27 protein-coding genes are annotated in these 26,864 nt (G+C 59.9%); 14 read left to right on the plus strand and 13 right to left on the minus strand.

Annotated features, from left to right (window positions below; all coding sequences use genetic code 11):
* Positions 1 to 69: 69 nt before the first annotated feature.
* From N2245_RS06575 to N2245_RS06595, 5 genes are read left to right on the plus strand one after another with little or no spacing between them, the layout of a single operon-like run.
* Positions 70 to 534 carry an LLM class flavin-dependent oxidoreductase gene (locus N2245_RS06575; RefSeq protein ID WP_494535958.1) on the plus strand — a complete coding sequence of 155 codons (465 nt, stop codon included), beginning with the start codon at positions 70 to 72 and terminating at the stop codon, positions 532 to 534.
* Entirely contained in the window at positions 535 to 1,254 is a 720-nt protein-coding gene (locus N2245_RS06580) for an orotidine 5'-phosphate decarboxylase / HUMPS family protein (RefSeq protein ID WP_494535934.1), read from the plus strand.
* On the plus strand, positions 1,251 to 2,300 hold the full coding sequence (locus N2245_RS06585) for a zinc-binding dehydrogenase (RefSeq protein ID WP_494535935.1): 1,050 nt from the start codon (positions 1,251 to 1,253) through the stop codon (positions 2,298 to 2,300). The genes N2245_RS06580 and N2245_RS06585 overlap by 4 nt, the downstream gene beginning before the upstream one ends.
* Positions 2,301 to 3,074: an SDR family oxidoreductase gene (locus N2245_RS06590; protein ID WP_494535936.1), complete on the plus strand. Its 774-nt coding sequence runs from the start codon at positions 2,301 to 2,303 to the stop codon at positions 3,072 to 3,074.
* 21 nt (positions 3,075 to 3,095) lie between these two features.
* Entirely contained in the window at positions 3,096 to 3,650 is a 555-nt protein-coding gene (locus N2245_RS06595) for a metal-dependent hydrolase (RefSeq protein ID WP_494535937.1), read from the plus strand.
* Here N2245_RS06595 and N2245_RS06600 read toward each other — a convergent pair.
* The 3 genes from N2245_RS06600 to N2245_RS06610 are packed head-to-tail and all read right to left on the minus strand — an operon-like array spanning position 3,647 to position 6,362.
* On the minus strand, positions 3,647 to 4,654 hold the full coding sequence (locus N2245_RS06600) for a zinc-dependent alcohol dehydrogenase family protein (RefSeq protein WP_494535938.1): 1,008 nt from the start codon (positions 4,652 to 4,654) through the stop codon (positions 3,647 to 3,649). The two genes, N2245_RS06595 and N2245_RS06600, sit on opposite strands and share 4 nt — an antisense overlap.
* 38 nt (positions 4,655 to 4,692) lie before the next feature.
* Positions 4,693 to 5,109: a VOC family protein gene (locus N2245_RS06605; protein ID WP_494535939.1), complete on the minus strand. Its 417-nt coding sequence runs from the start codon at positions 5,107 to 5,109 to the stop codon at positions 4,693 to 4,695.
* Positions 5,110 to 5,123: 14 nt separating this feature from the next.
* Positions 5,124 to 6,362, minus strand: coding sequence for a D-galactonate dehydratase family protein (locus N2245_RS06610; RefSeq protein ID WP_494535940.1), 1,239 nt, complete (start codon positions 6,360 to 6,362; stop codon positions 5,124 to 5,126).
* A gap of 160 nt (positions 6,363 to 6,522) precedes the next feature.
* On the opposite strand from N2245_RS06610, the gene N2245_RS06615 reads away from it, so the two are divergent.
* The 4 genes from N2245_RS06615 (at position 6,523) to N2245_RS06630 (ending at position 11,242) form a co-directional block, all read left to right on the plus strand.
* The gene (locus N2245_RS06615) at positions 6,523 to 7,323 is read left to right on the plus strand and encodes a sugar phosphate isomerase/epimerase family protein (protein ID WP_494535941.1); all 801 of its coding nucleotides are present in this window, start codon (positions 6,523 to 6,525) and stop codon (positions 7,321 to 7,323) included.
* Between the two features lie 28 nt (positions 7,324 to 7,351).
* Positions 7,352 to 8,422 carry a Gfo/Idh/MocA family protein gene (locus tag N2245_RS06620; RefSeq protein ID WP_494535942.1) on the plus strand — a complete coding sequence of 357 codons (1,071 nt, stop codon included), beginning with the start codon at positions 7,352 to 7,354 and terminating at the stop codon, positions 8,420 to 8,422.
* Positions 8,423 to 8,466: 44 nt separating this feature from the next.
* Positions 8,467 to 9,462, plus strand: coding sequence for a carbon-nitrogen hydrolase family protein (locus N2245_RS06625; RefSeq protein WP_494535943.1), 996 nt, complete (start codon positions 8,467 to 8,469; stop codon positions 9,460 to 9,462).
* 310 nt (positions 9,463 to 9,772) lie between these two features.
* Positions 9,773 to 11,242, plus strand: a complete 1,470-nt coding sequence (locus tag N2245_RS06630; RefSeq protein WP_494535944.1) for a TolB-like translocation protein — start codon at positions 9,773 to 9,775, stop codon at positions 11,240 to 11,242.
* Positions 11,243 to 11,673: 431 nt separating this feature from the next.
* On the opposite strand, the gene rpsD is transcribed toward N2245_RS06630, so the two are convergent.
* The 10 genes from rpsD to N2245_RS06680 all read right to left on the minus strand — a co-directional run bounded on the left by rpsD (position 11,674) and on the right by N2245_RS06680 (position 22,147).
* The gene (gene rpsD, locus N2245_RS06635) at positions 11,674 to 12,279 is read right to left on the minus strand and encodes a 30S ribosomal protein S4 (RefSeq protein ID WP_494535945.1); all 606 of its coding nucleotides are present in this window, start codon (positions 12,277 to 12,279) and stop codon (positions 11,674 to 11,676) included.
* Between the two features lie 135 nt (positions 12,280 to 12,414).
* Positions 12,415 to 13,407: a uroporphyrinogen decarboxylase family protein gene (locus N2245_RS06640; protein WP_494535946.1), complete on the minus strand. Its 993-nt coding sequence runs from the start codon at positions 13,405 to 13,407 to the stop codon at positions 12,415 to 12,417.
* Positions 13,408 to 13,685: 278 nt separating this feature from the next.
* Positions 13,686 to 13,934, minus strand: coding sequence for a hypothetical protein (locus N2245_RS06645; protein ID WP_494535947.1), 249 nt, complete (start codon positions 13,932 to 13,934; stop codon positions 13,686 to 13,688).
* A 1-nt stretch (position 13,935) separates the two neighbouring features.
* A complete protein-coding gene (locus N2245_RS06650) occupies positions 13,936 to 14,076 on the minus strand; it encodes a hypothetical protein (protein WP_494535948.1) in 141 nt (46 codons plus the stop codon).
* A complete protein-coding gene (locus N2245_RS06655) occupies positions 14,073 to 14,390 on the minus strand; it encodes a hypothetical protein (protein ID WP_494535949.1) in 318 nt (105 codons plus the stop codon). Before N2245_RS06655 ends, N2245_RS06650 begins: the two co-directional genes overlap by 4 nt.
* A gap of 64 nt (positions 14,391 to 14,454) precedes the next feature.
* Positions 14,455 to 16,746, minus strand: a complete 2,292-nt coding sequence (locus tag N2245_RS06660; RefSeq protein WP_494535950.1) for an LUD domain-containing protein — start codon at positions 16,744 to 16,746, stop codon at positions 14,455 to 14,457.
* Positions 16,733 to 17,326 (minus strand): LUD domain-containing protein, encoded by a 594-nt coding sequence (locus tag N2245_RS06665; RefSeq protein ID WP_494535951.1) that lies wholly within the window; start codon positions 17,324 to 17,326, stop codon positions 16,733 to 16,735. The genes N2245_RS06660 and N2245_RS06665 overlap by 14 nt, the downstream gene beginning before the upstream one ends.
* Positions 17,327 to 17,333: 7 nt before the next feature.
* Entirely contained in the window at positions 17,334 to 19,415 is a 2,082-nt protein-coding gene (locus N2245_RS06670) for a bifunctional aldolase/short-chain dehydrogenase (RefSeq protein WP_494535952.1), read from the minus strand.
* Between the two features lie 19 nt (positions 19,416 to 19,434).
* Positions 19,435 to 20,664, minus strand: coding sequence for an L-rhamnose isomerase (rhaI, locus tag N2245_RS06675; protein WP_494535953.1), 1,230 nt, complete (start codon positions 20,662 to 20,664; stop codon positions 19,435 to 19,437).
* A 1-nt stretch (position 20,665) separates the two neighbouring features.
* Entirely contained in the window at positions 20,666 to 22,147 is a 1,482-nt protein-coding gene (locus N2245_RS06680) for a rhamnulokinase (protein ID WP_494535954.1), read from the minus strand.
* 335 nt (positions 22,148 to 22,482) lie between these two features.
* Here N2245_RS06680 and N2245_RS06685 point away from each other — a divergent pair, with 335 nt between their 5' ends.
* From N2245_RS06685 to N2245_RS06705, 5 genes are all read left to right on the plus strand, one after another.
* Positions 22,483 to 23,283, plus strand: a complete 801-nt coding sequence (locus tag N2245_RS06685; RefSeq protein ID WP_494535955.1) for an ATP-binding cassette domain-containing protein — start codon at positions 22,483 to 22,485, stop codon at positions 23,281 to 23,283.
* Positions 23,284 to 23,311: 28 nt separating this feature from the next.
* Complete coding sequence (locus N2245_RS06690; RefSeq protein ID WP_494535959.1) at positions 23,312 to 24,091, plus strand: ABC transporter permease; 780 nt, start codon at positions 23,312 to 23,314, stop codon at positions 24,089 to 24,091.
* 88 nt (positions 24,092 to 24,179) lie between these two features.
* Positions 24,180 to 24,998: a PIG-L deacetylase family protein gene (locus N2245_RS06695; protein ID WP_494535956.1), complete on the plus strand. Its 819-nt coding sequence runs from the start codon at positions 24,180 to 24,182 to the stop codon at positions 24,996 to 24,998.
* 32 nt (positions 24,999 to 25,030) lie between these two features.
* Positions 25,031 to 25,663 carry a HEAT repeat domain-containing protein gene (locus N2245_RS06700; protein ID WP_494535957.1) on the plus strand — a complete coding sequence of 211 codons (633 nt, stop codon included), beginning with the start codon at positions 25,031 to 25,033 and terminating at the stop codon, positions 25,661 to 25,663.
* Positions 25,664 to 25,772: 109 nt separating this feature from the next.
* Positions 25,773 to 26,729, plus strand: coding sequence for a Gfo/Idh/MocA family protein (locus N2245_RS06705; RefSeq protein WP_494535960.1), 957 nt, complete (start codon positions 25,773 to 25,775; stop codon positions 26,727 to 26,729).
* Positions 26,730 to 26,864: the final 135 nt, after the last annotated feature.

The following is a 26,864-nucleotide window of genomic DNA, read 5'->3' on the forward strand; positions in this document are numbered from 1 at the left end:
ATCATCCATTCCATTTTGAGCAAGGACTAACCTCAGTTTGAGGGCAAGTACTACCAGATAGATCGTCCCATCAACGAGCCCAAGGGAGTCAGGAAACCTCATCCCTCCTTCTGGATAGGTGGTGGAGGGGAGAAGGTCACCCTCAGACTAGTAGCCCAGTACGGCAACGCCTGCAACCTTGTATCTACCGATCCGCAGGTGGTACAGCACAAGCTAGAGGTACTCAGGCAGCATTGTGAGGAGCTAGGCAGAAACTACGACGAGATCATCAAGTCCTCAGAGATCGTGGTCTATCTAACGGACAAGCCCAGAGACCACGAGGACGTGCAGCGCGCCCTCAGCACCCAGACGCCAGACTTTCAGGAGAGAGCGGTGGTGGGCAAGCCGGAGCAGGTAGTAGAGTGGATCAGGCCCTTCGTGGATGTGGGGATCAACTACTTCGTGGTGTACATGCTACGGGCGGCTTACGAGACCGAACAGCTGCACCAGTTCGCCGAGGAGGTCATCCCGCACTTTCCCACGTGGAGGGGATGAATGACTCCCCCAAATGAGCCCAAGGTGCAGATCTCGCTGGACGTTACGACTATATCGGAGGCGCTGGACATCGCCCACAAAGCGGTTAGGGCTGGGGTGCAGTGGCTGGAGGCCGGCACCCCGCTCATCCTGTCTGAGGGCCTGAAAGCTATCAGTGCCCTGCGAGATGCCTTCCCAAACAACACCATCGTCGCCGACACGAAGATCATGGACGGAGGCTACTTAGAGGCCGAGATGGTGGCACGGGCAGGAGCCGACTACGTGGTCGTGATGGGAAGGGCCCACGAAGCCACTATCAAGGAGGTGATTCGTGCCGGCAGGGATTACGGCATCGGTGTCATGGTCGACGATCTAGCGATAGAAGATAAGCCCCGCGCATGCAAGCGCTTTGAGGAGTTAGGAGCAGATATCATAATTCACCATGTCGGTTACGACGAGCGTCGAGACCCACAGGTAATCGCTAGCCGCGGGGGTACACCACCTAGGCCATCGGAGGACATCGATGCCGTTCTCCGTGCCGTTAGCATCCCGATCCAAGCTGTTGGAGGGCTGTCGATCGATGAGGCGATCGATCTAGTGCGCAGAGGTTTGCAGTTTCTGGTGCTCGGCGCACCTCTGGTGATAGATCCAGGAAGCTTCAGATCCGCGGAGGGCGATACAGAAGGCCTACTGCGAGAGATCATGAACAAGCTAAGAAGCACTCAGGAGGCAGAAGGGTGAGAGCACTGGTACAGTATGGGCTGGCACCAGGGCAGGTCGAGGTAAAGGACATCCCTGTGCCACAGGTTACCGAGAAGAACGTGCTGCTTAGAGTCGATGCGGTCGGCATCTGTGGCAGCGACATCCACCAGGTACACGGCACCCAGTCCTGGGAGGTCAACGTACCTGTGGTGCTGGGACACGAGTTCACCGGCACGATCGAGGAAGTTGGGGACGGAGTGCAGGGCTTTCACCCAGGTCAGCGAGTGGTCTGCGAGACCGCAGCCGTGATCTGCGGCCAGTGCATGCTGTGTCGCACCGGTCACTACAACCTATGCCCCCATAGAAAGGGCTTTGGCTACGGCATAGATGGGGCCATGGCGCAGTACGTCCTCGTGCCCACGAGGTGCCTCCACGCCATACCCGAGAACTCCGATCACGTAGCTATGGCTCTGGCCGAGCCAGCCTGTGTGGCCTATCAGGCAGTGGCGCAGGGCACACACCTGAGGCCTGGTGACTCGGTACTAGTGCTCGGACCAGGCCAGATAGGATTGCTCTCGGCCATGTTGTGCAAGCTAATGGGCGCAGGCCCGGTAGTGGTGCTGGGGACTGAACGAGACGCCCATCGCCTGCAGGTGGCCAAGAAGGTCGGAGTGGACGAGGCGTTGCGGGTTGATCAAGTCGACGTTGGCGAGTTAGCAGGCAGCGTAGGCGATGGACTAGGCTTTCATCTAGTGGTAGATGCTACCGGGGCATCAGCCTCTTTCATCACCGCCATGGAGGCGGTCCGCCCCTTAGGAGAGATAATCAAAGTGGGTTGGGGGCCACAACCGCTGGGGGCATCACTTGATCCACTCGTGCGCAAGGCGGTCACGGTCAGAGGCTCGTTCAGTCACACCTATGAGACCTGGGAACAGGTCATAAGGCTCATAGCTAGCGGCAATTTGCCCACCCACCAACTCGTGGGCTTCGCTGGAGGGCTCGAGGAATGGCGCAAGGGCTTCGACCTAATGGAATCCGGAGAGGTCGTGAAATCGGTACTACTACCTAACATGGAGGCAAGCTGAATGGGTGAAAAGCTACAGGGCAAGGTGGCGCTTGTGACCGGCGGCACGAGCGGCATAGGGGCTGGCATCGCAAAGCTCTTCCTGCAGGAGGGAGCCAGAGTGGTCATCAGCGGGAGGCATGCCGACCGTGGCAGCAAAGCCATAGCCCACATGGTTGAAGAGGGGGCTCATGAAGATCGGATCGTCTTCCATCGAGCTGACTTGGCCAGCCCTGCAGACTGCAGGGAACTAGTGGAGTTCACCTCAGAGACCTTCGGAGGGCTAGATGTACTCGTCAACAACGCTGGAGACTATACCCGAGGCACGGTGGAAGACACATCCCTGGAGCTGTGGGAGCTACATATGGCCGTCAACCTTAGGGCACCTTTCCTGCTGATGCAGTCTTGCATACCCCACATGCGCGCCAGGGGTGGGGGCTCCATCATCAACATAGGATCCGTCAACGCCTACATCGGTGCCCCCAACCTATTTTCCTATTCGGTCTCCAAGGGCGGCCTCATGACCATGACGAAGAACGCTGCCCAGCAGCTGAGCAAGTACAGGATAAGGGTCAACCTCCTCAACGTCGGGTGGACCCTCACAGAGGGAGAGGATCGCGTGCAGCAAGAGGTGACCGGAGACCCGCAGTGGCTGGCAAGGGCCACAGCTACCAGACCATTTGGACGCCTGCTCCTGCCGGAGGACATCGCCAAAGCCGCTTTGTTCTTCGCTTCCGATGACAGCCAACTCATCACTGGCAGCGTGCTGGTCGTCGAGCAACAGCCGGTGGACTGATCCGCAATGAAGGAGTAGTGCATGAGAGAGAAGATCAACCAATTGTTGTATAGAATCCCGCGTCGGAGAGCGTTGCTGAGCGCCTTGCCGATGCTGCTTGCTATCGAAGGCGCTATGAAACTGGAGAGCGATCCTTTCCTCGTGAGGGCAGCAGGCGATGAGACGGCACACGAGATCACAGCTTTCCTAATGGCCATGCCCCTCTATGGGGATCTAGGGGATTACTTGCCCATAGCCTTTGGAGCAATCGTGATGGACCTAGATCACATTCCCATGGAGCTGGGAATCAAGCCCCTGAGACCCAAGATCCCATGTAGGCCTTACACCCACAACCTTCTGTGCGCAGCATTGGTCTCGGTGGCCACATGGCTGCTGACCCGTAACCGGAGGGTTGCAACGGGAACTGCTGCGGGCATAGCTACGCACTACTTCCGCGACTTGGCCACCGGTGGGGCGCCACTGCTGTGGCCAGCCAGTACAAGGTGCTTCAGGATGCCCTACTGGGTGTACCTAGCAGTGTTGTACGCATCTCTGATAAGGAAGATGCAAGCACTTAGGGCAGGTGAATCCTCTTAGGGATTCACCTGCACCTTCATCGATTCCTGAGTCCCGGCGGTGTCTAGGGCTTGCTCGAACTCCTCCAGAGGAAAGTTGTGGCTCACCAAGGACTTCAGGTCCACCACGCCCGACTCCGCCAGTTCGACTGCCTGCTCGAAGGTGTAGTTGATCGCCATCGAGCCCAGGATGGTGATGTCCTTGTTATAGATCTCAAATGGGTTCACGCTGATGGAGCTGTTCATGGGGCACACTCCAAAGACCATCAGCTTGCCCATGGGCTTGACGTACTTGAAGCCCGCCTCCAGCACCTTCGGCACACCGGTCACGTCGATGACTATATCGAAGCCGCGAGGTGAGATCTGCCGTAGATGCTCTTCCTGGGAGTCATCAGCCAGGACCACATCGCTGGCTCCGAACTTTCTGGCGGTCTCCAGTCGGAAGGGATATAGATCAGTAACCACGATTTGAGAGGCGTTGCCGTGCCGCAACACCTGAAGCCAGAGCATGCTCATCGGGCCTGCCCCCAGCAGAAGCACCGAATCCGCAGGCTGAGCCTGCAGGCGCTTCATGCCCCAGACCACACAGGCCAGGGGCTCTATCAACGCGCCCTCGGCAAAAGAGATCTTCTCGGAGATGACGTAGCAGTTGCGAGCGGGCACCTTCACGTACTCGGCGAACGCCCCACTGGTCGTATCCCCTATGGCTCCCCATCGTTCGCAATGGTTGCCCTGTAGCCTGCGACAGTAGTAGCATTCCCCACAGAACAGAGAGGGGTCCACAGCCACTCTATCTCCCTCGCGCAGGCCAGATACATTCTCACCCACGGCCGCCACCACCCCGGCGAACTCATGCCCAGGTATCAAGGGATAATGAGATAGGAAGGTACCAGCGTAGATGTTCTTGTCGGTGCCACAGATACCGCAGGCCGCCACCTGCACCACCACCTCCCCAGGACCGGGCTCGGGCTTGGGCACGTCCTTCACCACCACAGTTTTAGGTTGTTCTACTACTACTGCCTTCATCGCGTACCTCCATAGCTATGAGTCCAGCGCTGCCAGCATTATATCCCAGGGATATCGTACGGTGTGTGTAGCTCTATGAGATGCCCATCGGGATCCATGCAGTAGAGTTGCGTTACCCCGTCACCACGGGGACGTGGTCCCAGCAGCACCTGTACCCCGTGGCGGTGCAGACGATCCACGATGCCTTCCAGATCGGCCACAGCAAATGCCACATGGCGAGCACGACCGATATCCCTTACAGGGTCGGGGCGAGCCTCTTTGTCTCCCGGCTCCTGTGGGGCATCATGAGCCTCTATCAAGTGCAGCTCCGCACGCCCGCTCACGAACCACCTGACGGCGTGGGTGAAGCTGGGAGGAGTGGGCACCTCCGAAAAGCCCAGCACGTCCCTGTAGAAGGCTGCCGACCTGTCAAGATCGCTCACGACGAGCGTTACATGGCTTAGACTAGATATCATAGCGTTTTCCTCCATCAAGGTCTTACTATAGTGCCATCCCGGCGCCTGACGGGCAGCCAAGAGCCATTCCTAGGATCATCAGGGTACGGGAATTCCGCGGCCAGGCGCTCATCCAGATCAACACCTAGACCAGGCTTGTCGTTAGGCCACATGTAGCCATCACGTATCTCAGGACACCCAGGAAAGACTGCCCTAGCTTCCTCGCCGAATAGGTGCTGTTCCTGCACACCAAAATTGGGACACGACAGATCCAGATGCAGGTTGGCGGCATGTCCCACGGGCGACACATCGCCGGGGCCATGCCAGGCCGTGCGGACACCAAACAGCTCTGCAAGGGCAGCGAGCTTGCGGGCAGGGGTGATGCCACCTATCGCCGATATATGCACCCTGATGAAGTCTATAAGCCTATCCCTGATAGGGGGCACATACTCCTGGGGATGCACGAACAGCTCACCGAGGGCTATCGGCGTGGTGGTGTGCTGGCGCAGCAGGGGCAGGTAGTCCAGGTCCTCGGGCGCCAGCGGATCCTCCAGGAAGAAGAGCTTATAGGGCTCCAAATCTCTCGCCAGCTGCACGGCCTGTATGGGGGGCACACGCTCATGCACGTCGTGCAGCAGCTCCACCTCGAACCCGAACCTGCTGCGCAACTGATCGAACATCCAGGGCACCATCCGACAGTATGGGGTAGGTTCCCAAGGTCGCTCACCCAGGCCCAGGAGCTGAGGTTCCCTGGAGCGGCCGCCACCTGCCGCGCCATAGGTGGAGTAACCAGGCACAGCCATCTGGCACCTGATGTAGCGGTAGCCCTGCTCTATGAACCTTTGGACGCTGTCCGCAAGCTCCTCTATGTCCCTTCCTGAGGCGTGGGCATAAACTGCCGCGGCCTCTCGGCACTTCCCTCCCAGCAACTGGTACAGAGGCATGCCAGCAAGCTTGCCCTTGATGTCCCACAGTGCCATATCCACACCGGCCAGGGCATTGTTCAGCACTGGGCCGTTCCGCCAGTACGAGCTTAGGTTCACCGACTGGTAGATGTCCTCTATCTCGTGCACGCTGCGGCCCACCAGAAAGGGTCTCAGGTAGCTATTGATCACCTCCACGACCGCCAGGGCCCTTTGGGTGAAGGTAGCGCATCCTAACCCGTAGAGGCCTTCCTGGTTGGTCTCCACCTTCACCACCACGAGACGAATACCCTCAGGGGCCGTGCATATAGGCCTGATATCTCTTATCACCACCGTATCCGTATCCACCATGACATCCTCCACGAATTCCTATGGCAGAACAGTGTAGCACAGTTAGCTATAGTATAAATACTTTCCTCTACTCTATAATGGCAATCGGGATATACATGGGGACCCACACACATTCCTCTACCCGTACGAACCAAATAACATATGAGGTGGTGCCTTAGTTATGAACACTATATCCTTCATGAGCGCGAACTACGTCGCAAGGGTGCTGGGCTACAACATGACCGAGGGCTGGGGTCAGGGTGACAACGCTACCAACGAGTACTTCCGACCCATCGAGACCTTTGGCCAGCGGTTCGAGGAGATACTGGCAGATATCAGGGCCCTGGGGTTCGACCACATGGACCTGTGGCTTGCGCATCTCAACCCGCGCTGGGCTACAGAACAACATATACAGGTGGCAAAGGATCTCCTAAGCAAGCACCAGCTCGGAGTCGTCAGCCTAGCAGGAGGCATGGGGTCCACTCGCGAGGAGTTGGAACGGATATGCGCCCTGGCCACCAGCCTAGGGGTTACAATACTGGGTGGTGTATGTCCATTGCTTTATGAGGATCGGGACTTCGTCATCGATACTCTCAAGCGCCACAACCTCAAGTTAGGTATAGAGAACCACCCCGAGAAGAGTCCCCAGGAGATGCTGGAGAAGATCGGGGATGGTGGCGACGGCACCATAGGCACTACTGTTGACACGGGCTGGTATGGTACTCAAGGATACAATGCCGCGAGGGCGATCGAGGAATTGGCTCCCTACGTCTTTCACGTGCACCTGAAGGACGTTCGAGAGGTAGGATCACATCATACCTGCCGGTACGGCGAGGGGGTGGTGCCGATTAGGGAATGCGTGGATGTCCTCAAGCAGATAGGCTACTCCGGGGCCATCAGCGTCGAGCACGAGCCCGAGACCTTTGACCCTAGCGAGGACTGCCGGGCAGATCTCGAGATGCTCAAGGAATGGCTAAGCTAACGCAATAACAACATAAGGAGAGTTGTACATGGCGGACAAGATAGGAGTAGGCATCATAGGTTGTGGCAACATAGCTGGCAGGTACGCAGCCAACCTCAAGGAATACCCCGAGATAGAGCTGGTAGGGGCCACGGACATAGACTACAGCCGTGCGGAGGCGCTCACCAAAGAGCACGGCGGCCAGCCCTACCGCACGACCGCTGAGCTGTTGGCAGACGACAGGATCCAAATGGTCGTGAACCTCACGATCCACCACGCCCACAAGGCGGTGATCACCGAGGCCCTCAACGCCGGCAAGCACGTCTACAGCGAGAAGCCGCTGGCGATGACCTACGCGGACGCCCGTGAGCTCGTCGAGCTTGCTCAGTCCAAGGGGCTCAGACTAGGGTGCTCCCCCATCACCTGGATGGGCGAGGCCCAACAGACCGTATGGAAACAGATACGTGAAGGGAAGTTGGGAGACGTCCGCGTGATCTTCGCCGAGGTAAACTGGGGCAGGATCGAGACTTGGCACCCGGCCCCCGAGCCGTTCTACGAGGTCGGAGCCCTATACGACGTTGGGGTCTACCCGCTCACCCTCATAACCACCATCTTCGGCCCAGCCAGAAGAGTATGGGCCAAGGGCGAGCTCCTCAAGCCCGATCGTCAGACACTGGACGGCCGCCCCTTCCACGTAAGCACGCCAGACTTCGTGGTCTCGGTAGTGGAGCTCGAGAGTGGGCCTGTAGTACGCCTGACGACCGACTTCTACGTCGGGCAGCACAGCAAGCAGAAGGGCGTCGAGTTCCACGGCGACGTGGGATCGCTGTACATCTCCAGCTGGCAGGTGTTCGACGCTGACGTCGAGTACACCGAGTTTGGCAAGAAGTACGAGCCCGTGCCCCTCATAAAGGAGCCGTACCACGGTACGGAGTGGGGCAGGGGAGCTAGAGACATGGCCCAGGCTATCCTCGAGAACCGCCCGCACAGAGCCACGGGCGAGCAGGCCGCCCACGTGGTGGAGATCCTGGAGGCGGCCACTAGATCCATGGCCTCGGGCGAAGCCGTTGAGGTACAATCCACCTTCAAACAGCCAGCTCCTATGGATTGGGCCTCCTGACAATCAACATGGCGGGGCTCTGTGCCCCGCCACCCGATAAAACTATGGCAGCAGGCGAGATACAGCTCATAGCCGTACAGATGAAGCTCAATCTAGAGGACTACTGGAGCCCTCAGAGCTTCGAGAGGAAGGTATCCTCCCTGATGGAAGAGCTGGCTCCCCACCTGCGAGGCAATCTTCCCACTCTGGTAGCCTTCCCGGAGGACGTTGGCCTGATGCTCGTGCTGCAAGGGATGCAAGACCTCCTGCAGGACGCACGCTCCACAAAGGAGGCTATATCTAGAGCCGTACGTGCGCATCTGCTACCCGTCATCTTCCACAAGCTTCTCCATAGAACGGGGTGGGCTTCTGCGCTCATCCTACACCGCTGGAGGGCGATGGCGGAGACCTATCTGAGCACGTTCTCTCGAGCAGCACGGATCTACGGAGTGTACATCGCTGCGGGAAGCATCCCCCTGCCAGCGATCGATCTGGACGGGCTCAACGCGAGGGTGGTCGACCACAGGATCTACAACACCGCGTACCTATTTGATCCCAGCGGGGGAATCGTTGGCACCCAACGGAAGGTACACCTGATAGACCTGGAGGGGCGTCAGATGCTTGGTCTCACACCCTCACAGGTGGGAGATATCAAGACCTTCAAGACCGAGCTGGGCACTGTGGGGATCGCGATCTGTCTGGACGCCTTCCAGGAGGACGTGCTACAAGCCCTATCGGCACAGGGCGCCCAGATCCTGGTCCAGCCTTCCGCCAACCCCGGCCCGTGGACACGTGAGCAGCAGGAGGACTGGCTCAACAGTAGCTATAAAGCCACACACATCAACCGATTCTTTACGTACGCCGTCAACCCTATGATGACCGGCAAGGCATGGGACCTCGAGTTCTACGGACAGTCCAGTATCATCACGAGCGAGCACACACCAAGCACAAAAGGCTACAAAGATCTGGGACCCATGGAGGGCTTTCTACGGGTAGCCTCGTCAGACGGCAATGAGGAGATCCTGGTAGCTCGTGTCCCGCGCCCCGACTTCGCTCCCTAACACCGCGGTAAACACCTAGGGAGAAAATCTCGACACGCTCATCAGGTACACAGCATAAGAACCCAGAAATCTCGCTAGCTTCCGTAGCGAGCAAGCAAATCATACCAAAGTACTATTGCAGATACGCAGAGATTATTATATGATCCTGTCATATATTTATATAAATCTTTATGTACGTGTTTGTATATCTATATGTATGTTATAACCATTATCATCGTAGTGAGGATCGACCATGTCCAGATCACCACCCGCCACACAAACCCCAGACCTATGGCACTCGGTACGCGCAATGAACCTAAGGAGGAACAACATGAGGACAAGAGCATACGCTTTACTTTTGGCATTGCTGGCGCTGCTGCCGGCGCTGCTGTGGGCCCACCCCCATCGCGCCGCGGCAGCACCAGGCGAACTGACGAGGGTGACCCTCGGCGACAACGACCGTCAGGTCCCCGACTGCACCGGCGACGGCTACCTGGGGGCAAGGGACACCAAGATCGACTCCTCGGGGCGCTACGTGCTGTTCCGCACCCGCTGCAGCATAGTCGTCAGGTGGGGCAGCACCCAGCAGCGGATAGCCGACGGCAAGGACCACCTCTACGTCCGCGACCTGCGCACCGGCCACACCTACCTGGTGGACCGCAGGACGGATGGCAAACCCTCCAACGGCCGGGCCGTCTGGGGGAGCTTTGCCGGCAACGGCCGCTGGGTGGCCTTCGCCTCCAACGCCACCAACCTCCCCGACAACGGCGATCAGCAGGGCGCTCTGTGCGGGGTGGGGATAGACTGCAGCTACGACGTCTACCTGGCCAACCTCGACGTGTCCAGGGACGGGCAGATCGGCGAGCCCGGGGACATATCGCTCACGCTGGTCTCGAGCGGCGAGGGCGAGTCGGCCTACGATCCCACGCTGGCCTCCAACGCGGACTACATAGCCTACACCCGCATCACCCCGAACAGCTCGCACATCGTGCTGTGGGACAGGGTGCACGACCAGCGCTTCTACGTGGACCGCGCCAACGGGCAGCTCTCAAACGGCCTCTCCTTCTGGTCGGCCATGTCCAACGGCGGAGACAAGGTGGCCTTCGTGTCGAGGGGCAGCAACCTCGTGCCCGGGGACACCAACGGGGAGATGGACCTCTTCCTGTGGACCAGGGCCTCGGACACCTCCGCCTGGGGCAGGATACAGCGGCTGAACACCGCGGCCCACGGCGGGCAGTCCTACGCCGGGGTGGGAGCGCCGTCCATCTCCGAGGACGGCAGCCGGGTGGCGTTCTGGACGAAGGGCAACCTTGCAGGCGACGACACCAACGGGCTGGAGGACGCCTATGTCTGGGACGCCAGGATCGGCCATCCGGTGCTCATCACCACCTCCAGGAGCGGCGGCAACTCCAACGGGGTAACAGACTCAGCCACTATCTCAGCCTCGGGCAGATACCTATCCTTCACCTCCCGGGCCTACAACCTAGTTGCCGGAGATACCAACGGGGCCAAAGACGTGTTCATAGCAGAGCTGTGGTCGCTGAACGACATGCCCAAGAGTAGCTGGAGGATAGACCCACTTCTGGCCCAGACCTACCGCGTGACCTTCAAGCGCAAGCCAGAGGACACCTCCTATCCAGGTCTGAGCAACGGGGACTACGGTTCCTTTGCTGAGAAGCAAGGTCTGGTGGTGTACCAGACGCTGCAGCCCATGGTGGCGGGGGACACCAACGACGCCTACGACGGTTACATCTACAAGCTGCCCTTGGAGGTAATGGCAAAGCTGAGATCTCGCAACTAAGCCCAGTAGACCGCGTGGTAGGGGAGCAGGCTCCCCTACCACGCATATACTCCTCAGCCGGCATGCTCTCCTGGCACTGGTGCTGGGTCCAGGCCGGCTGTGGCTTGGGATATCACCCCATTCCCCTTGCGCTCGCCACAGCCAGACTGCATATGCACGCCCCGATCTTGCAGGTCAGGGGACGTTTATATAGGACTGCGAGCTCCCCCAGTGTCGTGCACCTCCCGGTATCAACCATCTGACGAGTGGGGCGATGGAGCGCCCACAAGTCATCTAGCCCCTCAAGGGTCTCAGGGGGTCGCTTGCGCCGGTTAACCCACTTAAGCTGGCGGTGGCGTAGCGTCCAAGATCGGAAGGGCAGCTCTATACGCCCAAAAGAATGGGGAGGGTTTGGGCCCCTCCCCAAGTAGTAAGCTAGTGATGTACGCTCCCTAGTAACGGGAGTAGAAGGCGATGATCAGGTCCTCGTTGATTGGCTCGGGGATCTCATCCCTCTCGGGCAGCCTGACCACTCTGCCCACTGGTCCCTCTCGCTGGAGCCATGCAGGCACGATCCGATGCGACTCCATCTCTTCGATCACAACCGGGATCTGGAGCGCCTTTTCGGTGAGGGTTATGATCTCCCCGGGCTTCACTTGGTAAGATGGCCTGTCCACCTTCTGCCCGTTGACCCGCACGTGGCCGTGCACCACCAGCTGACGTGCCATGGGACGGGTGCGAGCAAACCCCAGCCTGTACACCACGTTGTCCAGCCTGCGCTCGATGAGCTGCAGTAGGTTGTGACCAGTGTTGCCGGGCATGCGCTCCGCCTGCTGGTAGTAGCGCTGGAACTGGCGCTCGTGCACGCCGTAGTAAGCCTTAGCTTTCTGCTTCTCGAAGAGCTGCATGCCGTACTCCGAAAGCCGGCGCCTGCGTCCGCCCTTGAAACCGCCGGGCGGTATGTGCAACCTGCGCTGCAGAGAATCGCCGCCTGTGCCGTAGATATCTACACCGAAGCGACGTGATACTTTATGCCTTGGCTCCCGCTTCTTTACCATATACCTCCAGTAACTCCTTTGTTCTCATATAAGCAAGCTTTGGGCGAGGACACATTGTGTCTGCCCTACCCAGGATTACTCTACAAGAATAGCATTCGATAAAACATAAAATCAAAGCCCCTAGTCCCCGGCCCCCTATGCTAGAGAGTCTCTAGCCTCCACGAGCGCACGTAGGCTCCGCTCCGGCACCGTGATAGGTATACCACACCCAGGCGCCAGGATCAGGCCTCGGCCATCCACCTCGGCGACGGCCGCGCGCACCTCCGAGGCTATCTCCTCCGGGGTGTCCAGCATAAGGGTTCTCTCGTGATCTATGCCAGCAGCCAAACACTTGCTGGTGACGGCCCTCGCAGCGCGCAGGCTCGGCCCAGCACATCTATCGTACCAGTTAACCACATGGGAAGGGTAGTTGACAAGTTCCGAGAAGGCCAGGTCCTCACCGTGCAGGTGCAGCATCGTCAGGCGAGAACGCTCGTGGATCTCAGCGAGGATGGGACGATCGTACTTTTCTCCAATAGCTCTATACTCTTCGTGGGGCATGACACGAGCACTACCCAGCTCGATGGCGTAGAATATACCGTCAGCACCCGATCGCAAGCAGGCTAGACCGAACGCCATTACGGTCTCCCCTATCACCTTGAGAGCACGCTCCACGTCGTCCCGATGGGTGCTCCAATGCTCCAGGAACCTGGCCTTGCCGGAGAGCCTGACCGCCAGCATAGAGGGAGAGAACAGAGTCGCCAGCACGGGCACATCAGGCCCCACCTCTTGTCGTATCTGAGATAGTACCTCCAACTGTTCGCCCAACACACCACGATCAGGCGAGAGCACCTCGATGGTCCCCCAGTCCTCCGGGGTGTGTACCACGTACTCCTCCGTCTGCCAAGAGCCACGAGTCGGGTGGTAGCTGCCGAAGTGCACGCCCCAGTCCTCGAGGCCAAAGGAACTGCGGAACATGACTTTGATGAGGTCCAGGTCGTAGCGCCGGTAAAGGTCCACTGTGGCGCGTACCAGCCCACGGGCGGAGCGATCCACTTCCGGAAAGTGCATCCAGAAGGTCAGCGGCACCTTGTCGGGCTTACCCCCCTCCAGCGCCGCAGACACCCTATCCCACTTGCTCTGTGCCATCTGCACCCTCCTTACAAAGTTATTCTCAGTACCTTTCAGCAGGAAACACGCCCGCGTTAGCTACGGTAGTGCGTTAATCATCCTTAGAATTGCGGCTCATGTAGGAGATTGACCGCCTACTAGCTCAGGATAGTGCGCTACACAACTCTACATCAAGCGCACCTAAAAATCGAGCTATCCACAGCGTGATCGCATCCACATCTAATAGCTTGTGAGATCTATATTGTAATCGCTTGCAATCCGCTTCTGAAAAACACGATCTACAATCAGCAGGGTAGCTACTCAGTACTCACTGGCGGTTCATCGTGCACTATGAGGTGGTGGTTGACGGCTGCTAGCAGCTGCTCAGCTGCCTGCCCATGGAAAGTTACCACCTCGGACAGGCCACTGCCCGAGGTGTACCTCACCCTAGCCACGAGATTCTCCCCCTCCTCATGGAAGTCGACCTCGGCGATAGCCAGGAGGTTGACGTACGTGGCTGCATCTCTCTCGTACTCTAACTTGACGAAGATTGGTGTCTGGTGCACGCTAACCCCCCACAGGATGTGTATCATCGCCGGGAAGGGGAGGCTCGGGTTCCGGCTCCGGTGGAGTGGGCAGAGGAGGCTCAGGCTCCGGCGATGGCGCAGGAGGCTCCTCTATATCTATCTCCATGACAACCAGGCTCATTCTACCGACTCCCCTTCTTCCTTGGACACCCTCGCAGTGCCCTGCTCATCCACCCAGATATCAACGCCGGCCTCGTTGGCAAAGTGTCCTGCAGGGGCATCGGTGACCGTGAGGCCCTCCGCCTGCAGGCGCTCAGCCAGCTCCTCATCACCCACGACGATCGCCTCGCCGCCATCCGGGGTCTCCACGTACGCATCCTCATCCACACCCATCTGCGTGAGGTCCGGTAGGGGCTCGCCCCTAGGCTCCTCAACCAGGTAGGCTTTCTTCTCTTCTGCTGACATATGCTGTGCGTTATCCTCTCTCTCGATCATAAAGCTACCCCTCTCAAGTCATAATACTATAGCAGGTTTGGTGCCAAAACCCAAATCAGGGCAGCTACCTGCCGGACGCTAGACAATGCGCCACCAGCTCAGCTGTGTGCATCACGCGGATATGGGTCATGCCGGCAGCATCCAGGCCCCCTCCTATATGCAGGATGCAACCAGGATTATCAGTCACCAACACACTTGCACCAGTGGCTGCTAGGTTGTCCAGCTTGCGCCTCAGGATGTGGGAGGCCACCTCGGGGTAGGTGATCGAAGTTGAACCTCCGAAGCCACAGCAGACATTGGATTCCGGCAGCTCGACGTACTCCAGGCCCAGCACGTCCCTTATCAGGCGTACAGGGGCTTCGCGGATGCCCAGCACGTTCAGAGATTGGCAGAAGTTGTGGTACGTCACCCGGCCTAGATCGGCTGGGGGGTTGATCACGCCAGGCTCCAACCTCGCGACCTGCGTGAGGAAGGTCGTGAAGTCGACCACCTTGCGGGATAGACGCTCAGCGCGCTCCCGCCACTCGGGGTCATCCCCGAAGATACGCTCGTACTCATGGAGCATACAGACCACGCAGCTCGTGCCGCCTGTGATGATGTAGTCCGCCTGCACACGCTCCAGGGTCTCGATCGTCTGCCGGGCCATCCTCCGCGCGGCGTCGCGATCACCGGCATCGAAAGCCGGCAGGCCACAGCAGTGCTGAGGCTGGGGCACAACCAGCTCCACGCCTAATGCCCACAGCACCTTGGCGATCGCCGTAGCCATCTGGGGAGCGAACCAGTCGGTGACACACTGGATGAAGTAGGCGACCTTGAGGCCCTGCGCGTCATTAGGTAGTGTAGCTTGTGGGTGGCTATGGCGTAGCAGGTCCCTGGCCGGCTCGCGAGCGACAGTGGGAGGGGTGCGCCAGGACAACTGCTTCCGCGATACCTGCAGACGATCCAGACCCAGCCTACCCAGCCGGAGCATGCCACCGCTCGACAGCGGGCGCAGCAACTGTCCCGCCAAGCGCAATAGAGGCTGCGCCAGCCGCGGGCGGGACCACAGCTCGAGTGCCAGCCGCACGGGCAGGGGCAACCCCAACCGGCGAACGACCTCGGTACGCACCTCCAGGATCTGCTGAGGCAGCGGGATGCCGACGGGACACACGGTAGCGCAGGCATTGCAGGACACACACAGGCTCTGGGGCCCTGCATCCGCCTCCAATCCGTGGTGGTAAGGGGTGTTGACCAGTCCTATAGCACCGGAGTAGATGTGCCCGAACACGTGGCCGCCCACCACGGCATACGGGGGACATACGTTGGCACACGCTGCACAGCGGATACAGCGCAGGGCATCGCGGATGAGGGGTGTGCTGCGCATCCGGCTACGACCATTGTCCAACAGCACCACGTGCATCTCGCCATCGGGATGGGAAGGACCGCTGATGAACGTCGTGTAGGCGGTTATTGGCTGGGCGGTGGCTGAGCGCGCCAGCAGCCTCACCTGCAACATGGCTGCCGCGAAGTTCGGCACCATCTTCTCCACACCCACCAGTACGACATGTATCCTAGGCAGCGAGGTCACCAGGCGAGCGTTGCCCTCGTTCGTCACCAGCATGATCGCGCCGGTATCAGCCACCACGGCGTTGGCGCCCGTGATGCCCATGTCGGCCGATAGGAACTCCTGGCGCAGCTCGGTGCGGGCCACCCTCACCTGCTCGCCTATATCCTGCCGACTGATCTGGCGGCCGGTGTAAGCCGAGAAGAGGTCCCCCACCTGCACGCGATTTTTGTGGATGATCGGCAGCACCATGTGGGATGGGCGCTCGTGACTGAGCTGAGCCACCCACTCACCGAGATCGGTCTCCACGACCTTGATGCCCACGCTCTCGAGGGAGGCGTTGAGCTCTATCTCCTCGGAGACCATGCTCTTGGATTTGACGACGTGCCGGATGCCTCTGTCCCTGCACAGCTCGAGGACGTAGCGATTGGCATCATCCGCCTTAGCCGCACGGTACACCCGTACCCCGTTGCGCGCCGCAGCCTGAGTAAACTGGTCGATGTACTCCTCGAGGTGATCTATCACCTCATCCTTGATGGTCGCCATATGGTCCCGCAGGGACCTGAAGAGGCGGTCTCCCGGCGAGTCGCTGAGGGACGCCAGAGGGTTGGCGTTGGGGACGCCATCCAGCTGGGGCACCATCCCCAACTCGGCGCACTCATTCCACCTGGCATCTCGCGCGGTCCTCCAGGAGCGTTGGAAGTTCAGCAGGTTGCGCTCCAGCTGCTGGTTGCTCAGCGCCCGTCGGTAGCGCACCTCGAACGGCAGCATTTCGTGTGCGGCTGATCCCTGATGAGCATCACTCGTTGCCAACTCGTTCCTCCTCTTGCAGTATCACGATGTGGAGTCTACGCGGTCCCTGCACTCCTATTGTAAGCACCCGCTCGATATCCGAGGTCCTGCTGGGACCCGTGACCAATGATAGGAAACGCCTACCCTCAGAGGATAGGCGAGCAAGCAGCGCCGCTAGGTCATCGAGAGAGCGCAGGAGCCTGCCGGAGGGCAGCAACACGACCACCGACTCGGAGAGCATACCCGTCAGTCGCGCTGGGAGGGTATCATCTGAGGGGAGCACAGAGCCCGTCTCCAGAACACCGGCCTCCGCGGCGATCACTCCCACTCTGCCCGCAAGGGCTTCCGCAAGCTGGCGGGTAGTTAGCCCCTCAGCCATCTCTTCGGCGATGCTCACCTCTACGCCACGCCGAGTCAGGGTATCGAGCAGCTCCGGGAGCATAAGGGCAGCGCGTGCACTGACCGTGCACGCGGCGGCGGCCACGGCTTCCATCTCCGCCGCCACTACGCCAGCCACCGCAGATGCATCATCTGCGCGCACGCGCGAGGTTCCGCTGCCCGTGGCCGCCGCCTGCCGCAGGAACAGATCGACCTCAGACATCTACGCGCTACCTCGGATAGGCGGCCGAGACGCCACCATCAACGTTCAAGATGTTGCCGGTCGACTTGCCGGAGCGCGAGCTGGAGGCAAAGAACAGCACCGCCTCGGCCACATCCTCCGGGTAGATATTTACCTTCAGGACCGTCCTCTCTCGATAGTACTCCTCCAGCTGCTCAGGCTTGATTCCATAGGCCCTGGCCCTCTCCTCCCTCCAAGAGGAGCTCCATATCCGTGAGCCCTGCAGGACGGCATCAGGGTTCACTGTGTTGACCCTGATGCCGTACGCACCACCTTCATCGGCCAAGCAGCGTGCGAGGTGCAGTTCCGCAGCCTTAGCAGAGGAGTAGGCCGAAGCGTTCTTCCCCGCCACGAGACCGTTCTTGGAAGCTATGAACACCAGGCTACCACCCGTGGCCTGCTGCTTCCATAACTTAAAAGCCTCACGGGACACCAGGAAGTAGCCCTTGGTCAGCACCGCATGATTCTTTTCCCAAAGCTCCACGCTGGTCTCCTCCACCGGAGCACTGGACGCCAGGCCAGCGTTAGAGACCACCACGTCCACTCCGCCATACTCCAGTATGGTCCGTCGGAAGGACTCCGCCACAGCTGCCTCATCGGTCACATCCACCCATACGCCGATCGATGGCTGGGGCATCTCGTCGGCCACCTCCTGACCACCCTCCACGTCCAGGTCCGCCACCACCACGCAGGCCCCCTCACGCGCAAGCGCGCGGCAGATCGCGCTGCCTATGCCCCCTGCCCCGCCGGTGACGTAGGCCACCTTGCCCGCGAGCTCCCGTGGCGGCGGCAGCAACGTTAGCTTGTACTGTTCCAGTGGCCAATACTCTATGGCGAACGATTCCTCTTCGGTAAGAGAAACGAAGCTATCTATGGAAGAGGCGCCCCTCATCACCTCGATGGCGCGGTGGTAGAGATCCCTCGAGAGGTCGGCCGCGCGCCTGTCCTTGCCCACGGTGACCATCCCCAGATGAGCTATAAGGATCACTCTGGGGTTAGGGTCCATCATGACCTCTGCTCCCGAGCTGTAGCGACGGAAGTACTCCTCATACTGCTGCCTGTACTGGCGTATACCCTCGCGCAGGCGAGTGGATAGCTCCTGGGGCCCCTCACGTTCGGGATCGAAGTCCACCCACAGCGGGCGCATCTTGGTGTGCACCAGATGATCAGGGCAAGCAGCACCTACCTGCGAGAGCTCGCGCGACTCTTGACCGTCAACGAACTCGAGCACCGCCGGACTTCTGTCGACGCGCAGGATCTTGGAGCCGTTGGCAGAGGCCTCACCTCGGATATGCGGCAGCACCTGCACCAGGATCTCCTCTGCCCGCTCGTCGGACAGCACCTTGCCCCGCAGCCCTCCGAACACCTTACGCCCGCTCGCACGGGCCATGACGAACTCTGCAGCACGGTTGATCGCCTCGATCGTGTTGTGGTAGCTCTCGCGGCTATCACTCCCCCAAGTGACCAGACCGTGCTTAGCCAGTAGTACCATCTTCGCATCTGGGTGCTCGCGCACGGCGTTGGCGACCAGTTTGGACAGGGCGAATCCCGGACGGATGTAGGGTATCCACACAGCATCGGAGCCAAAGCACTCGCGTGCCAGCTCTTGTCCCCTCTCAGCACAACAGATCATGTTGATGGCATCGGGATGGGTGTGGTCCACACAAGGATAGGGCACGAAGGCGTGCAGCAGCGTCTCGATGGAGGGCCGGGGCATATTAGGCTCCAGCTGGCACTTGGCTAGGTAGGCCACCATCTCCTCGTCGGTCATAGCCTCTCGATCCATCAGGGGCAGGATCTCCTCCAAACGCAGGCCTGCAAACCCTTCGCTGGTGATAGTTGCCAAGTCGCTGCCGGAGGCCTTCACCCACAGCACGTCCACCTCCCGACCTACGTGATCCACCCCCCTGACCTTCGAGGAGGTGTTGCCACCACCATAATTGGCCACAGCTCTGTTGGCCCCAAGCAAATGGGAGCGATATACCAGCTGAGATAACTCACTGAGTCCCTTTGCGTCCTCATCCTTCCAAAGGTTCTCCACCTTTATGTCGTGTATCTCCACTTTCTGCATCTTCTATCCCCTCGCAATATTATGTCCAGCTCATCTGCACGCCGCCCTGGCGCTCGCTGGCGATCTTCTCCATGTAGCCGCTGGACCGGAAGGCAGCTATGGGATCAGGTGAAGCACCCAGTTGTTGGCGAACAGCAGCGCACAAAGGCCTGACGTCGGTTTGGTAGGCATCTTGCAGCGTCCTGTAGGCGCGGAGAACATCACCGGACTGGCGGGCATCTTCCAGTTCCTGCCAATCCACCAGCAGGGCTCGGGCATAAGCCTCCTGCAGGTGCATCACGCTGAGGATCATACCCTCTATCTTGGGCTCGATGTTGTGGGATTGGTCAATCATGTAGGCTACTTGAGCTACGTTGTCGCCTCTTCGTTCGGCGGCCACGAGCTCAACATAGATCAAAAACAGCTCAAAGGGGTTGGTAGAGCCCACGATCAGGTCATCATCGCCATACCTGCGAGCGTTGAAGTGGAATCCGCCCAGCCTGCCTTCATCCAACAGCGTCGCCACTATCTGCTCCACGTTCGTCCCCAGCGCATGGTGTCCCAGGTCCACCAGCACCTGAGCGCGGTCACCTAGCTTCTGGCACATGAGCACAGACTGACCCCAGTCGGCAAGGTCGGTGTGGTAGAACGCTGGCTCATAGAACTTGTACTCCAGCAGCATGCGCATGCCGTCAGGCATCGCAGAGTAAGCCTCCCTGAGGCAATCCAACATCCTATGGCGACGCTCCACGAACGAATCTTGGCCAGCGTAGTTGGTGCCATCAGCAAACCATAGCGAGAGGATGTTGGAGCCCACCTGCCTGCCGATCTCTATGCACTCCAACAGGTGGTCGGTGGCCTTGCGACGCACCCGAGCATCAGGATGCGTCACGCTGCCCAGCTTGTAATCCTCGTCCTGGAACAGGTTGGGATTGATCGCACCTATACTTAGGCCCAGCGACTGTGCGTAGTCTTGAAGCTCAGTGTAGTCGTCCACCTTGTCCCAAGGGATGTGCACCGCCACGGTGGGACAGATACCCGTATGCCTGTGTACTTGGGCGGCGTCCTCAAACTTCTCGAAGGGATTGCGAGGCACCCCAGGCTGGGGGAACACTTTGAATCGCGTGCCCGAGTTACCGTAGGCCCAGGAAGGAGTCTCCACTCGCTGCTCCCTGAGCCTGGCCTCCACATAGGCCACATCTACGCCCTTGTCCTCCAGCTGACGCTTCAGCTCCTGATAACTCCTGTCAAAGTCGTTGCCACCTTGCATCTCAATCCTCCACGTGTTGAAGTATTGTAACGAACTTATCGTACGCCTCGTCCCAGGCTCCTCGATCGATGGAGGGCTCGTAGCCCCTAAGGCTCACCGAGTTCCGTATGACGGCCCTTATCTGGGATAGGTCCTGGCCGCCCATCGCCTGCACGGCGATGTTGCCCAGGACCGTGGCCTCCACTGGCCCAGCGATCACCTCCATGCCAAGGGCATCGGCAGTGCACTGGCATAGGAGGGCATTACGGCTGCCCCCACCCACGACGTGGACGGCGCTGATCTGCCTGCCCGTAACTTCCACCAAGCGTTCTATGACCCAGCGATACTTCAGGGCAAGGCTCTCCAAGACACAGCGGACCAACTCCCCCCGGGTCTGTGGAGGTACCTGTCCCGTCCGTCGGCAGAAATCCACCACTCTGGAGGGCATATCTCCTGGAGGCAGGAACTCAGGCGCATCGGGATCTATGAAGGCCCGCATGCCCTGGACTTGGGAAGCCTCGGCTATGAGCGCATCGTAGTCCAGGACCTCGCCAGCACGCTCCCACGCACGCCGGCATTCCTGCACGATCCACAGCCCCATGACGTTGCGCAGGAAGCGTATGGTACCCCCATAACCTCCCTCGTTGGTGAAGTTGTACCTCAGTGCCGGCTCGCTCAGCATAGGGGCCTCCAGCTCCGTGCCCACCAACGACCACGTACCGCTCGAGATGTAGGCGAAATCCTTGGTCGTAGCGGGCACGGCTACCACAGCGCTGGCTGTATCATGCGAGGCCACCGCCACCACCTCCGGCGCTGCCCGAAGGCCTATCTCCCTTACCACATCATCCCTCAGTGTACCCAGGCAGGTGCCCGGTTGAACCACATCCTTGAATATCCGCGACGGTATTCCCAGACGCTCTATGAGATCCGTATCCCAAACCCTGTGCCGAGCCGAGAAGAGCTGAGTAGTGGTGGCGTTGGTGTACTCCGACGCTATGACTCCCGTCAACCAGAAGTTGAGCAGGTCAGGGATCATCAGCATGTGCTGGGCCAGAGAGATCTCTGGACAGGAGGCCTCCGCTAGCAGCTGATAGAGGGTGTTGATCGGCATGAACTGGATGCCGGTACGCTCGAAGATCTCTTGCCTCGGGACCAGCGAGAAGGCAAGTTCCATCATACCCTCGGTACGGGCATCTCGATAGTGGTATGGATTAGCTATGAGCGCCCCCCTCTCATCCAGCAGGCCATAATCCACAGCCCAGGAGTCCACCCCTATGCTCCTCACCTCGCCGCTTGCGGCGCGCAGGGCCTTGGACACTCCCTCGAGCACTTGTTGGTAGATGTACAGGATATCCCAATGCAAGCCATCAGGCAGGCGCACGGGGATATTCGCGAACCTATGCACCTCGCGGACGGAGAAGCGATCGTCCTCGAGCTCACCCAGCAGGACGCGACCGCTCTCAGCGCCGAGATCAACCCCCACGTAGCTAGCGACTCCTCCCAAGGCAGACCTCCCGCTGATAGATTAGTTGTTAGTTTTTGTTTGCTTTGTGATACTTTATCACGAAATCAGCCATCGAGTACATATCTTGTCCCATTTTGGCCCCAAATTACAGGCATCATTTTTCACATATTTTATATAATATATCAAACTGGTTCTTCTCCTGACATATTTAGCCCCCCACACCAACCACAGCATGCCGCCACGGCTGGCCTAGCCCGGAGCTGCTTGCAGGACTTGCGGTCACGCTCGACTTTTCCCTCTTGCATATTTCTTCAAGTAGTGTCAAAATACCGTAAGGTTAAAAAACTTAATGTTTAAGCACAAGAGGAGGGCACATGACCGCCATCATACAGGTGGATGGCCTTAGCAAATCCTTTGGTGAGATGCGCGCGGTCAACTCGATCTCCTTCCATGTGGAAGCCGGCGAGGTGTTCGGCCTGCTTGGGCCAAACGGCGCGGGCAAGAGCACGACCATCAAGATGCTCACCACCCTCCTGCCGCCGGATGCTGGGCGCGCCTCTATCGGCGGCTACGACGTGGTACGCCACGCCACCATGGTGCGTCGGATAATAGGCTACGTGCCGCAGGCTCTCTCGGCCGACGGCTCCCTAACCGGTTACGAGAACCTGCTGGTGTTCGCTAAGCTGTACGACATCCCCAGGCATGAGCGTGAGAGGCGCATCCGCGAGGCCCTCAAGTTCATGGGGCTGGAGGAGGCGGCCGACCGCCTGGTGCGCACCTACTCAGGAGGCATGATCCGCAGGCTGGAAATTGCCCAATCCATGCTCCATCAGCCCACAGTCCTCTTCCTGGACGAGCCCACCATAGGGCTGGATCCAGTGGCGCGGGCGGCGGTGTGGGGGCACATCATGCGACTGCGGGAAGAGTTCGGGATGACGATACTGCTGACCACCCACTACATGGAGGAAGCTGACAGCCTGTGTCGCCGCATAGCGATCATGCACCTGGGCAACATCGCCGCCATAGGCACGCCCGCGGAGCTGAAGGCGTCCGTCGGCGATCCCGAAGCGACGCTCGACAAGGTGTTCGTCCACTACACAGGAGGAGAACTCGAGACAGGAGGTAGCTACCGTGAAGCTTCAAGAGCAAGGCGCACAGCCCGTCGTCTCGGTTAAGGTACCGGTCGCACAACCCACCAACCCGATTACCTTCGTTCTAGGGTTCATCAGCAAGACGCTGGTGATAGCCGAGGTGGAGGCCCGCAAGATCCTGCACGACCCCTACGACCTGCTCACCAGGGCTGTGCAGCCGGCGCTGTGGCTGCTGGTATTTGGGCAGGTGTTCACGCGTGTCCGGGCTATCCCCACGGGGGATCTAAGGTACCTAGACTTCATGGCTCCGGGCATCCTGGCTCAGAGCGTGCTGTTCATTGGTATCTTCAGCGGCATGTCGATCATATGGGAGAGGGACCTGGGCATCATCCACAAGTTCCTGGCCACACCCACCCCTAGGGCAGCGCTGGTGCTGGGCAGGGCGCTGGCCGCCAGCGTGCGGGGGCTCACACAGGCGTTGATCATCTTCCTGCTGGCGCTGTTGGTCGGCGTCCAGGTCAACTGGCACCCCTTGGCGCTGCTGGCTACGCTGGTGATAGTCGTGCTGGGGGCCCTGATCTTCTCCACATTCTCGCTGTTCGTGGCCTGCATGGTGCGCACTCGCGAGCGCTTCATGGGGCTGGGCCAGGTGCTTACGATGCCGCTGTTCTTCGCCAGCAACGCGATATACCCCATCGACATGATGCCCGCTTGGCTGAAGATCATATCCCGTCTCAACCCGCTCACCTATGAGGTGGATGCCCTGAGGGCTTTGATGGTGCAAGGCGGCGTCAGCCACTACGGAATAGGGTTGGATGTGGTCGTGATGGTGATCGCGGTAGTCGTGCTCGTGGCGCTCACCGCGTGGAGGTTCCCCACCTTGGCCCAGTAAGCTTGGAACAAAAATCGGTTTGTGCAAGTCTTCACATTCTGAGCAAAACAGGTTATATTGTGGACGCACTAACTGAAGGGGGGAGAGGATGCCTGAGGAAGCGCCTTCGCTGCTCGTCTTCGGCGCACATCCGGATGACTGTGACGCGACCGCTGGGGGGTTGGCTGCCCTGTACGCGCGCAGGGGCTGGCGGGTGAGGTTCGTCTCCCTGACCAACGGCGACGCGGGCCATCACCTGCAGGGTGGTGCCGTGTTGGCCCGCAGGAGGGCAGCTGAGGCGCGGGCGGCCGCGCGCGTCATAGGCATCGAATATCAGGTGTTGGATAACCACGACGGCGAGCTGCTGCCCACGTTGGATCGCCGACGCGAGGTGATCGGCATCATTCGGGATTTCAGGCCCAGCTTGATCCTTGTGCCCAGGCCCAACGACTATCATCCCGACCACCGCTATACCTCGATGCTCGTGCAGGATGCAGCCTACATGGTCACGGTGCCCAACGTGCGCGCCCTGGCTGACCACCTGAGGACCAACCCAGTCATCATGTACGTCAGCGACCGCTTCCAGAAGCCGTACCCCTTCTCTCCAGATGTGGTGATCGATATAGGCGAGGTGGTAGAGCAAAAGTTCCGTATGATCGCCTGCCACGAGTCGCAGTTCTTCGAGTGGCTGCCGTACAACGGAGGCTACCAGCAGGAGGTACCGGAGGACCCGAAGCAGCGCATCGATTGGCTGCGTCAGAAGATGGAGCCTAGATTGAGGGCCGATGCCGACCGCTTCCGAGACCTTCTGATCGCCCGCTACGGGCAGGACAGGGGCAGCCATGTACGCTACGCCGAGGCGTTCGAGACCTGTGAGTACGGCTCCGCTCTCACACCGGAGTTGCAGCGGCAGCTCTTTCCTTTCTAATAGCTCATATCGAGACGACAAGGGGGTGGTACATGGATATCTGGGAGACTATGAAGAAGCTGGCTGAGGTGCAGCGTGGCTTCAGGCCCATAGAGGAGGAAGCAGACAAGCTAGTCAAGGGTGGCTGCCAGGAGGAGAACCTGTCCACGGCGCGCATGCTGATGCGGTCGGACCTGCACCAGACACGCATGTTCGCCACCCTCGTCCTCGGCTACATCGCGAGCACCTGTACGGAAGCCCTGAACACGCTCCGTTACGAGGTGAGCCTGGACCCCGACTGGCGCGTGCAGGAGATGCTCGCCAAGGCTTTCGCCAAGTACTGCCGAGACGTGGGCTACGAGAGAGCCCTCCCCGTGATAGAGGACTGGCTGCACGACCAGAACCCCAACGTGCGGAGGGCGGCTGTGGAGGGGATGCGGCCGTGGATCCGCTCGAGCCGCCTACCCCAGCAGCCTCAGCGGGTTGTCAGGTTATTGGCACCGCTGCGCGCGGACGATAGTAAGCAGGTGCGCAGGTCGGTAGGCAACGCCCTACGTGATCTCAGCCGGAAGTTCCCCGACATCGTGCGCTCCGAGCTGGCCACATGGGACCTTACTGATGGGAGGGTGTTGCACACCTACACCCTGGCAAGCCGGCTCCTAGGGTCCCTGAGCACAGCTCATTAGCCCTACACAAGATATAACCCGCGAAAGGAGAAGTAGATTGGCACCAGTACGCATAGCCCTGGTAGGACTAGATCACTGGTATTCAGCCCTGCCATTGGCCCGCGCCATAGTGGACCACCCCGAGGCGGAGCTGGCAGGCATCTACCACTCAGACCTCCAGAAGGCTCGCAAGGTTGGCCAAGACCTGGGGATCGATCGAGTGACTGACCATCCGGAGGAGTTGATCAGCGATCCAGACATAACGGCGATCGCCAGCTTCCTCAGCGTCGACCGCAATCCCGACATCTGCGTTGCGGCCGCTAGGGAGAGCAAGCACATCTTGTCGATCAAGCCCCTCGCCCGCACGTTGGAGGAGGCCTCCCGCGTGGTGGATGCCGTGAGGGAGGCTGGCGTGGTGTTCCTGCCCGCTGAGTCCCGCCAACGCCTCTCAAGTCAGTACACCCGCCTAAGGTCCTGGGTTGATGAAGGGCGCTTGGGCCGCCTCCTCACTGCAAGCTTCAGCCTGTGGTCGTCCTTGCCCAGAAGCTGGCCAGACGATCCCGACCCAGGTTGGTTTGCGGATCCTAACCGAGCTCCGGGTGGTGGATGGATAGACCATGCTATCTACCATATAGACCTCCTGCGATGGCTGACGAGCTCAGAGGTAGCCAGAGTATATGGAGTAGCTCGCAACCTGCGCTACCCGGACCTGCCTCTGGAGGATTACGGGGTCGCGACAGTCGAGTTCGAGAGCGGGCTCGTCGCCACCATAGAGGACACCTGGCACGCGGCGCCTGGGGCTTTCCGCATGCAGTGGAGCCTGGTGGGCAGTGAGGGAGCGTTCACCTACGACTCCCTCAGCGGCCGCGTCGCGGTGGCGGGCAGCTTTCCTCCGTTCGAAGGTTGGGTACACTTCGCCCCTGGGCAGGCAGGCTCCGAGGGCATCGACCACTGGATCGCCGCCATGCGCGGGGAGCAGCCGGTGGCCACCGTCGAGGACGCGTACAACAACCTGGCGGCATGCGTAGCCTTCTACCGATCAGCGGCCTCGGGCGAGCAGGTCGTCCCACAGGTCGGCCGCCAGTAGCTACTCGTAGAGAGGGGTATGCCAGGAGGCCTCCTGGCATACCCCTCACACGTCCCGCTCTGGTCGAAGAGGGTCGACCTGTACGACCTCGGGTGCCACACTGCCCTATGTTCGCCCTGCCTGACGGGGAACAGC

The organism is Thermobaculum sp. T2p (assembly GCF_059335935.1).

What these genes read in the sequence shown, in the direction of transcription:
- N2245_RS06630 (WP_494535944.1), top strand. Translation starts at nt 9,773, where the DNA reads ATGAGGACAAGAGCATACGCTTTACTTTTGGCATTGCTGGCGCTGCTG.
- N2245_RS06640 (WP_494535946.1), bottom strand. Translation starts at nt 13,407, where the DNA reads ATGGCACAGAGCAAGTGGGATAGGGTGTCTGCGGCGCTGGAGGGGGGT.
- N2245_RS06590 (WP_494535936.1), top strand. Translation starts at nt 2,301, where the DNA reads ATGGGTGAAAAGCTACAGGGCAAGGTGGCGCTTGTGACCGGCGGCACG.
- N2245_RS06650 (WP_494535948.1), bottom strand. Translation starts at nt 14,076, where the DNA reads ATGAGCCTGGTTGTCATGGAGATAGATATAGAGGAGCCTCCTGCGCCA.
- N2245_RS06695 (WP_494535956.1), top strand. Translation starts at nt 24,180, where the DNA reads ATGCCTGAGGAAGCGCCTTCGCTGCTCGTCTTCGGCGCACATCCGGAT.
- N2245_RS06605 (WP_494535939.1), bottom strand. Translation starts at nt 5,109, where the DNA reads ATGATATCTAGTCTAAGCCATGTAACGCTCGTCGTGAGCGATCTTGAC.
- rhaI (WP_494535953.1), bottom strand. Translation starts at nt 20,664, where the DNA reads ATGCAAGGTGGCAACGACTTTGACAGGAGTTATCAGGAGCTGAAGCGT.
- N2245_RS06685 (WP_494535955.1), top strand. Translation starts at nt 22,483, where the DNA reads ATGACCGCCATCATACAGGTGGATGGCCTTAGCAAATCCTTTGGTGAG.
- N2245_RS06665 (WP_494535951.1), bottom strand. Translation starts at nt 17,326, where the DNA reads ATGTCTGAGGTCGATCTGTTCCTGCGGCAGGCGGCGGCCACGGGCAGC.
- N2245_RS06600 (WP_494535938.1), bottom strand. Translation starts at nt 4,654, where the DNA reads ATGAAGGCAGTAGTAGTAGAACAACCTAAAACTGTGGTGGTGAAGGAC.
- N2245_RS06615 (WP_494535941.1), top strand. Translation starts at nt 6,523, where the DNA reads ATGAACACTATATCCTTCATGAGCGCGAACTACGTCGCAAGGGTGCTG.
- N2245_RS06595 (WP_494535937.1), top strand. Translation starts at nt 3,096, where the DNA reads ATGAGAGAGAAGATCAACCAATTGTTGTATAGAATCCCGCGTCGGAGA.
- rpsD (WP_494535945.1), bottom strand. Translation starts at nt 12,279, where the DNA reads ATGGTAAAGAAGCGGGAGCCAAGGCATAAAGTATCACGTCGCTTCGGT.
- N2245_RS06700 (WP_494535957.1), top strand. Translation starts at nt 25,031, where the DNA reads ATGGATATCTGGGAGACTATGAAGAAGCTGGCTGAGGTGCAGCGTGGC.
- N2245_RS06655 (WP_494535949.1), bottom strand. Translation starts at nt 14,390, where the DNA reads ATGATCGAGAGAGAGGATAACGCACAGCATATGTCAGCAGAAGAGAAG.
- N2245_RS06670 (WP_494535952.1), bottom strand. Translation starts at nt 19,415, where the DNA reads ATGCAGAAAGTGGAGATACACGACATAAAGGTGGAGAACCTTTGGAAG.
- N2245_RS06620 (WP_494535942.1), top strand. Translation starts at nt 7,352, where the DNA reads ATGGCGGACAAGATAGGAGTAGGCATCATAGGTTGTGGCAACATAGCT.
- N2245_RS06580 (WP_494535934.1), top strand. Translation starts at nt 535, where the DNA reads ATGACTCCCCCAAATGAGCCCAAGGTGCAGATCTCGCTGGACGTTACG.
- N2245_RS06610 (WP_494535940.1), bottom strand. Translation starts at nt 6,362, where the DNA reads ATGGTGGATACGGATACGGTGGTGATAAGAGATATCAGGCCTATATGC.
- N2245_RS06625 (WP_494535943.1), top strand. Translation starts at nt 8,467, where the DNA reads ATGGCAGCAGGCGAGATACAGCTCATAGCCGTACAGATGAAGCTCAAT.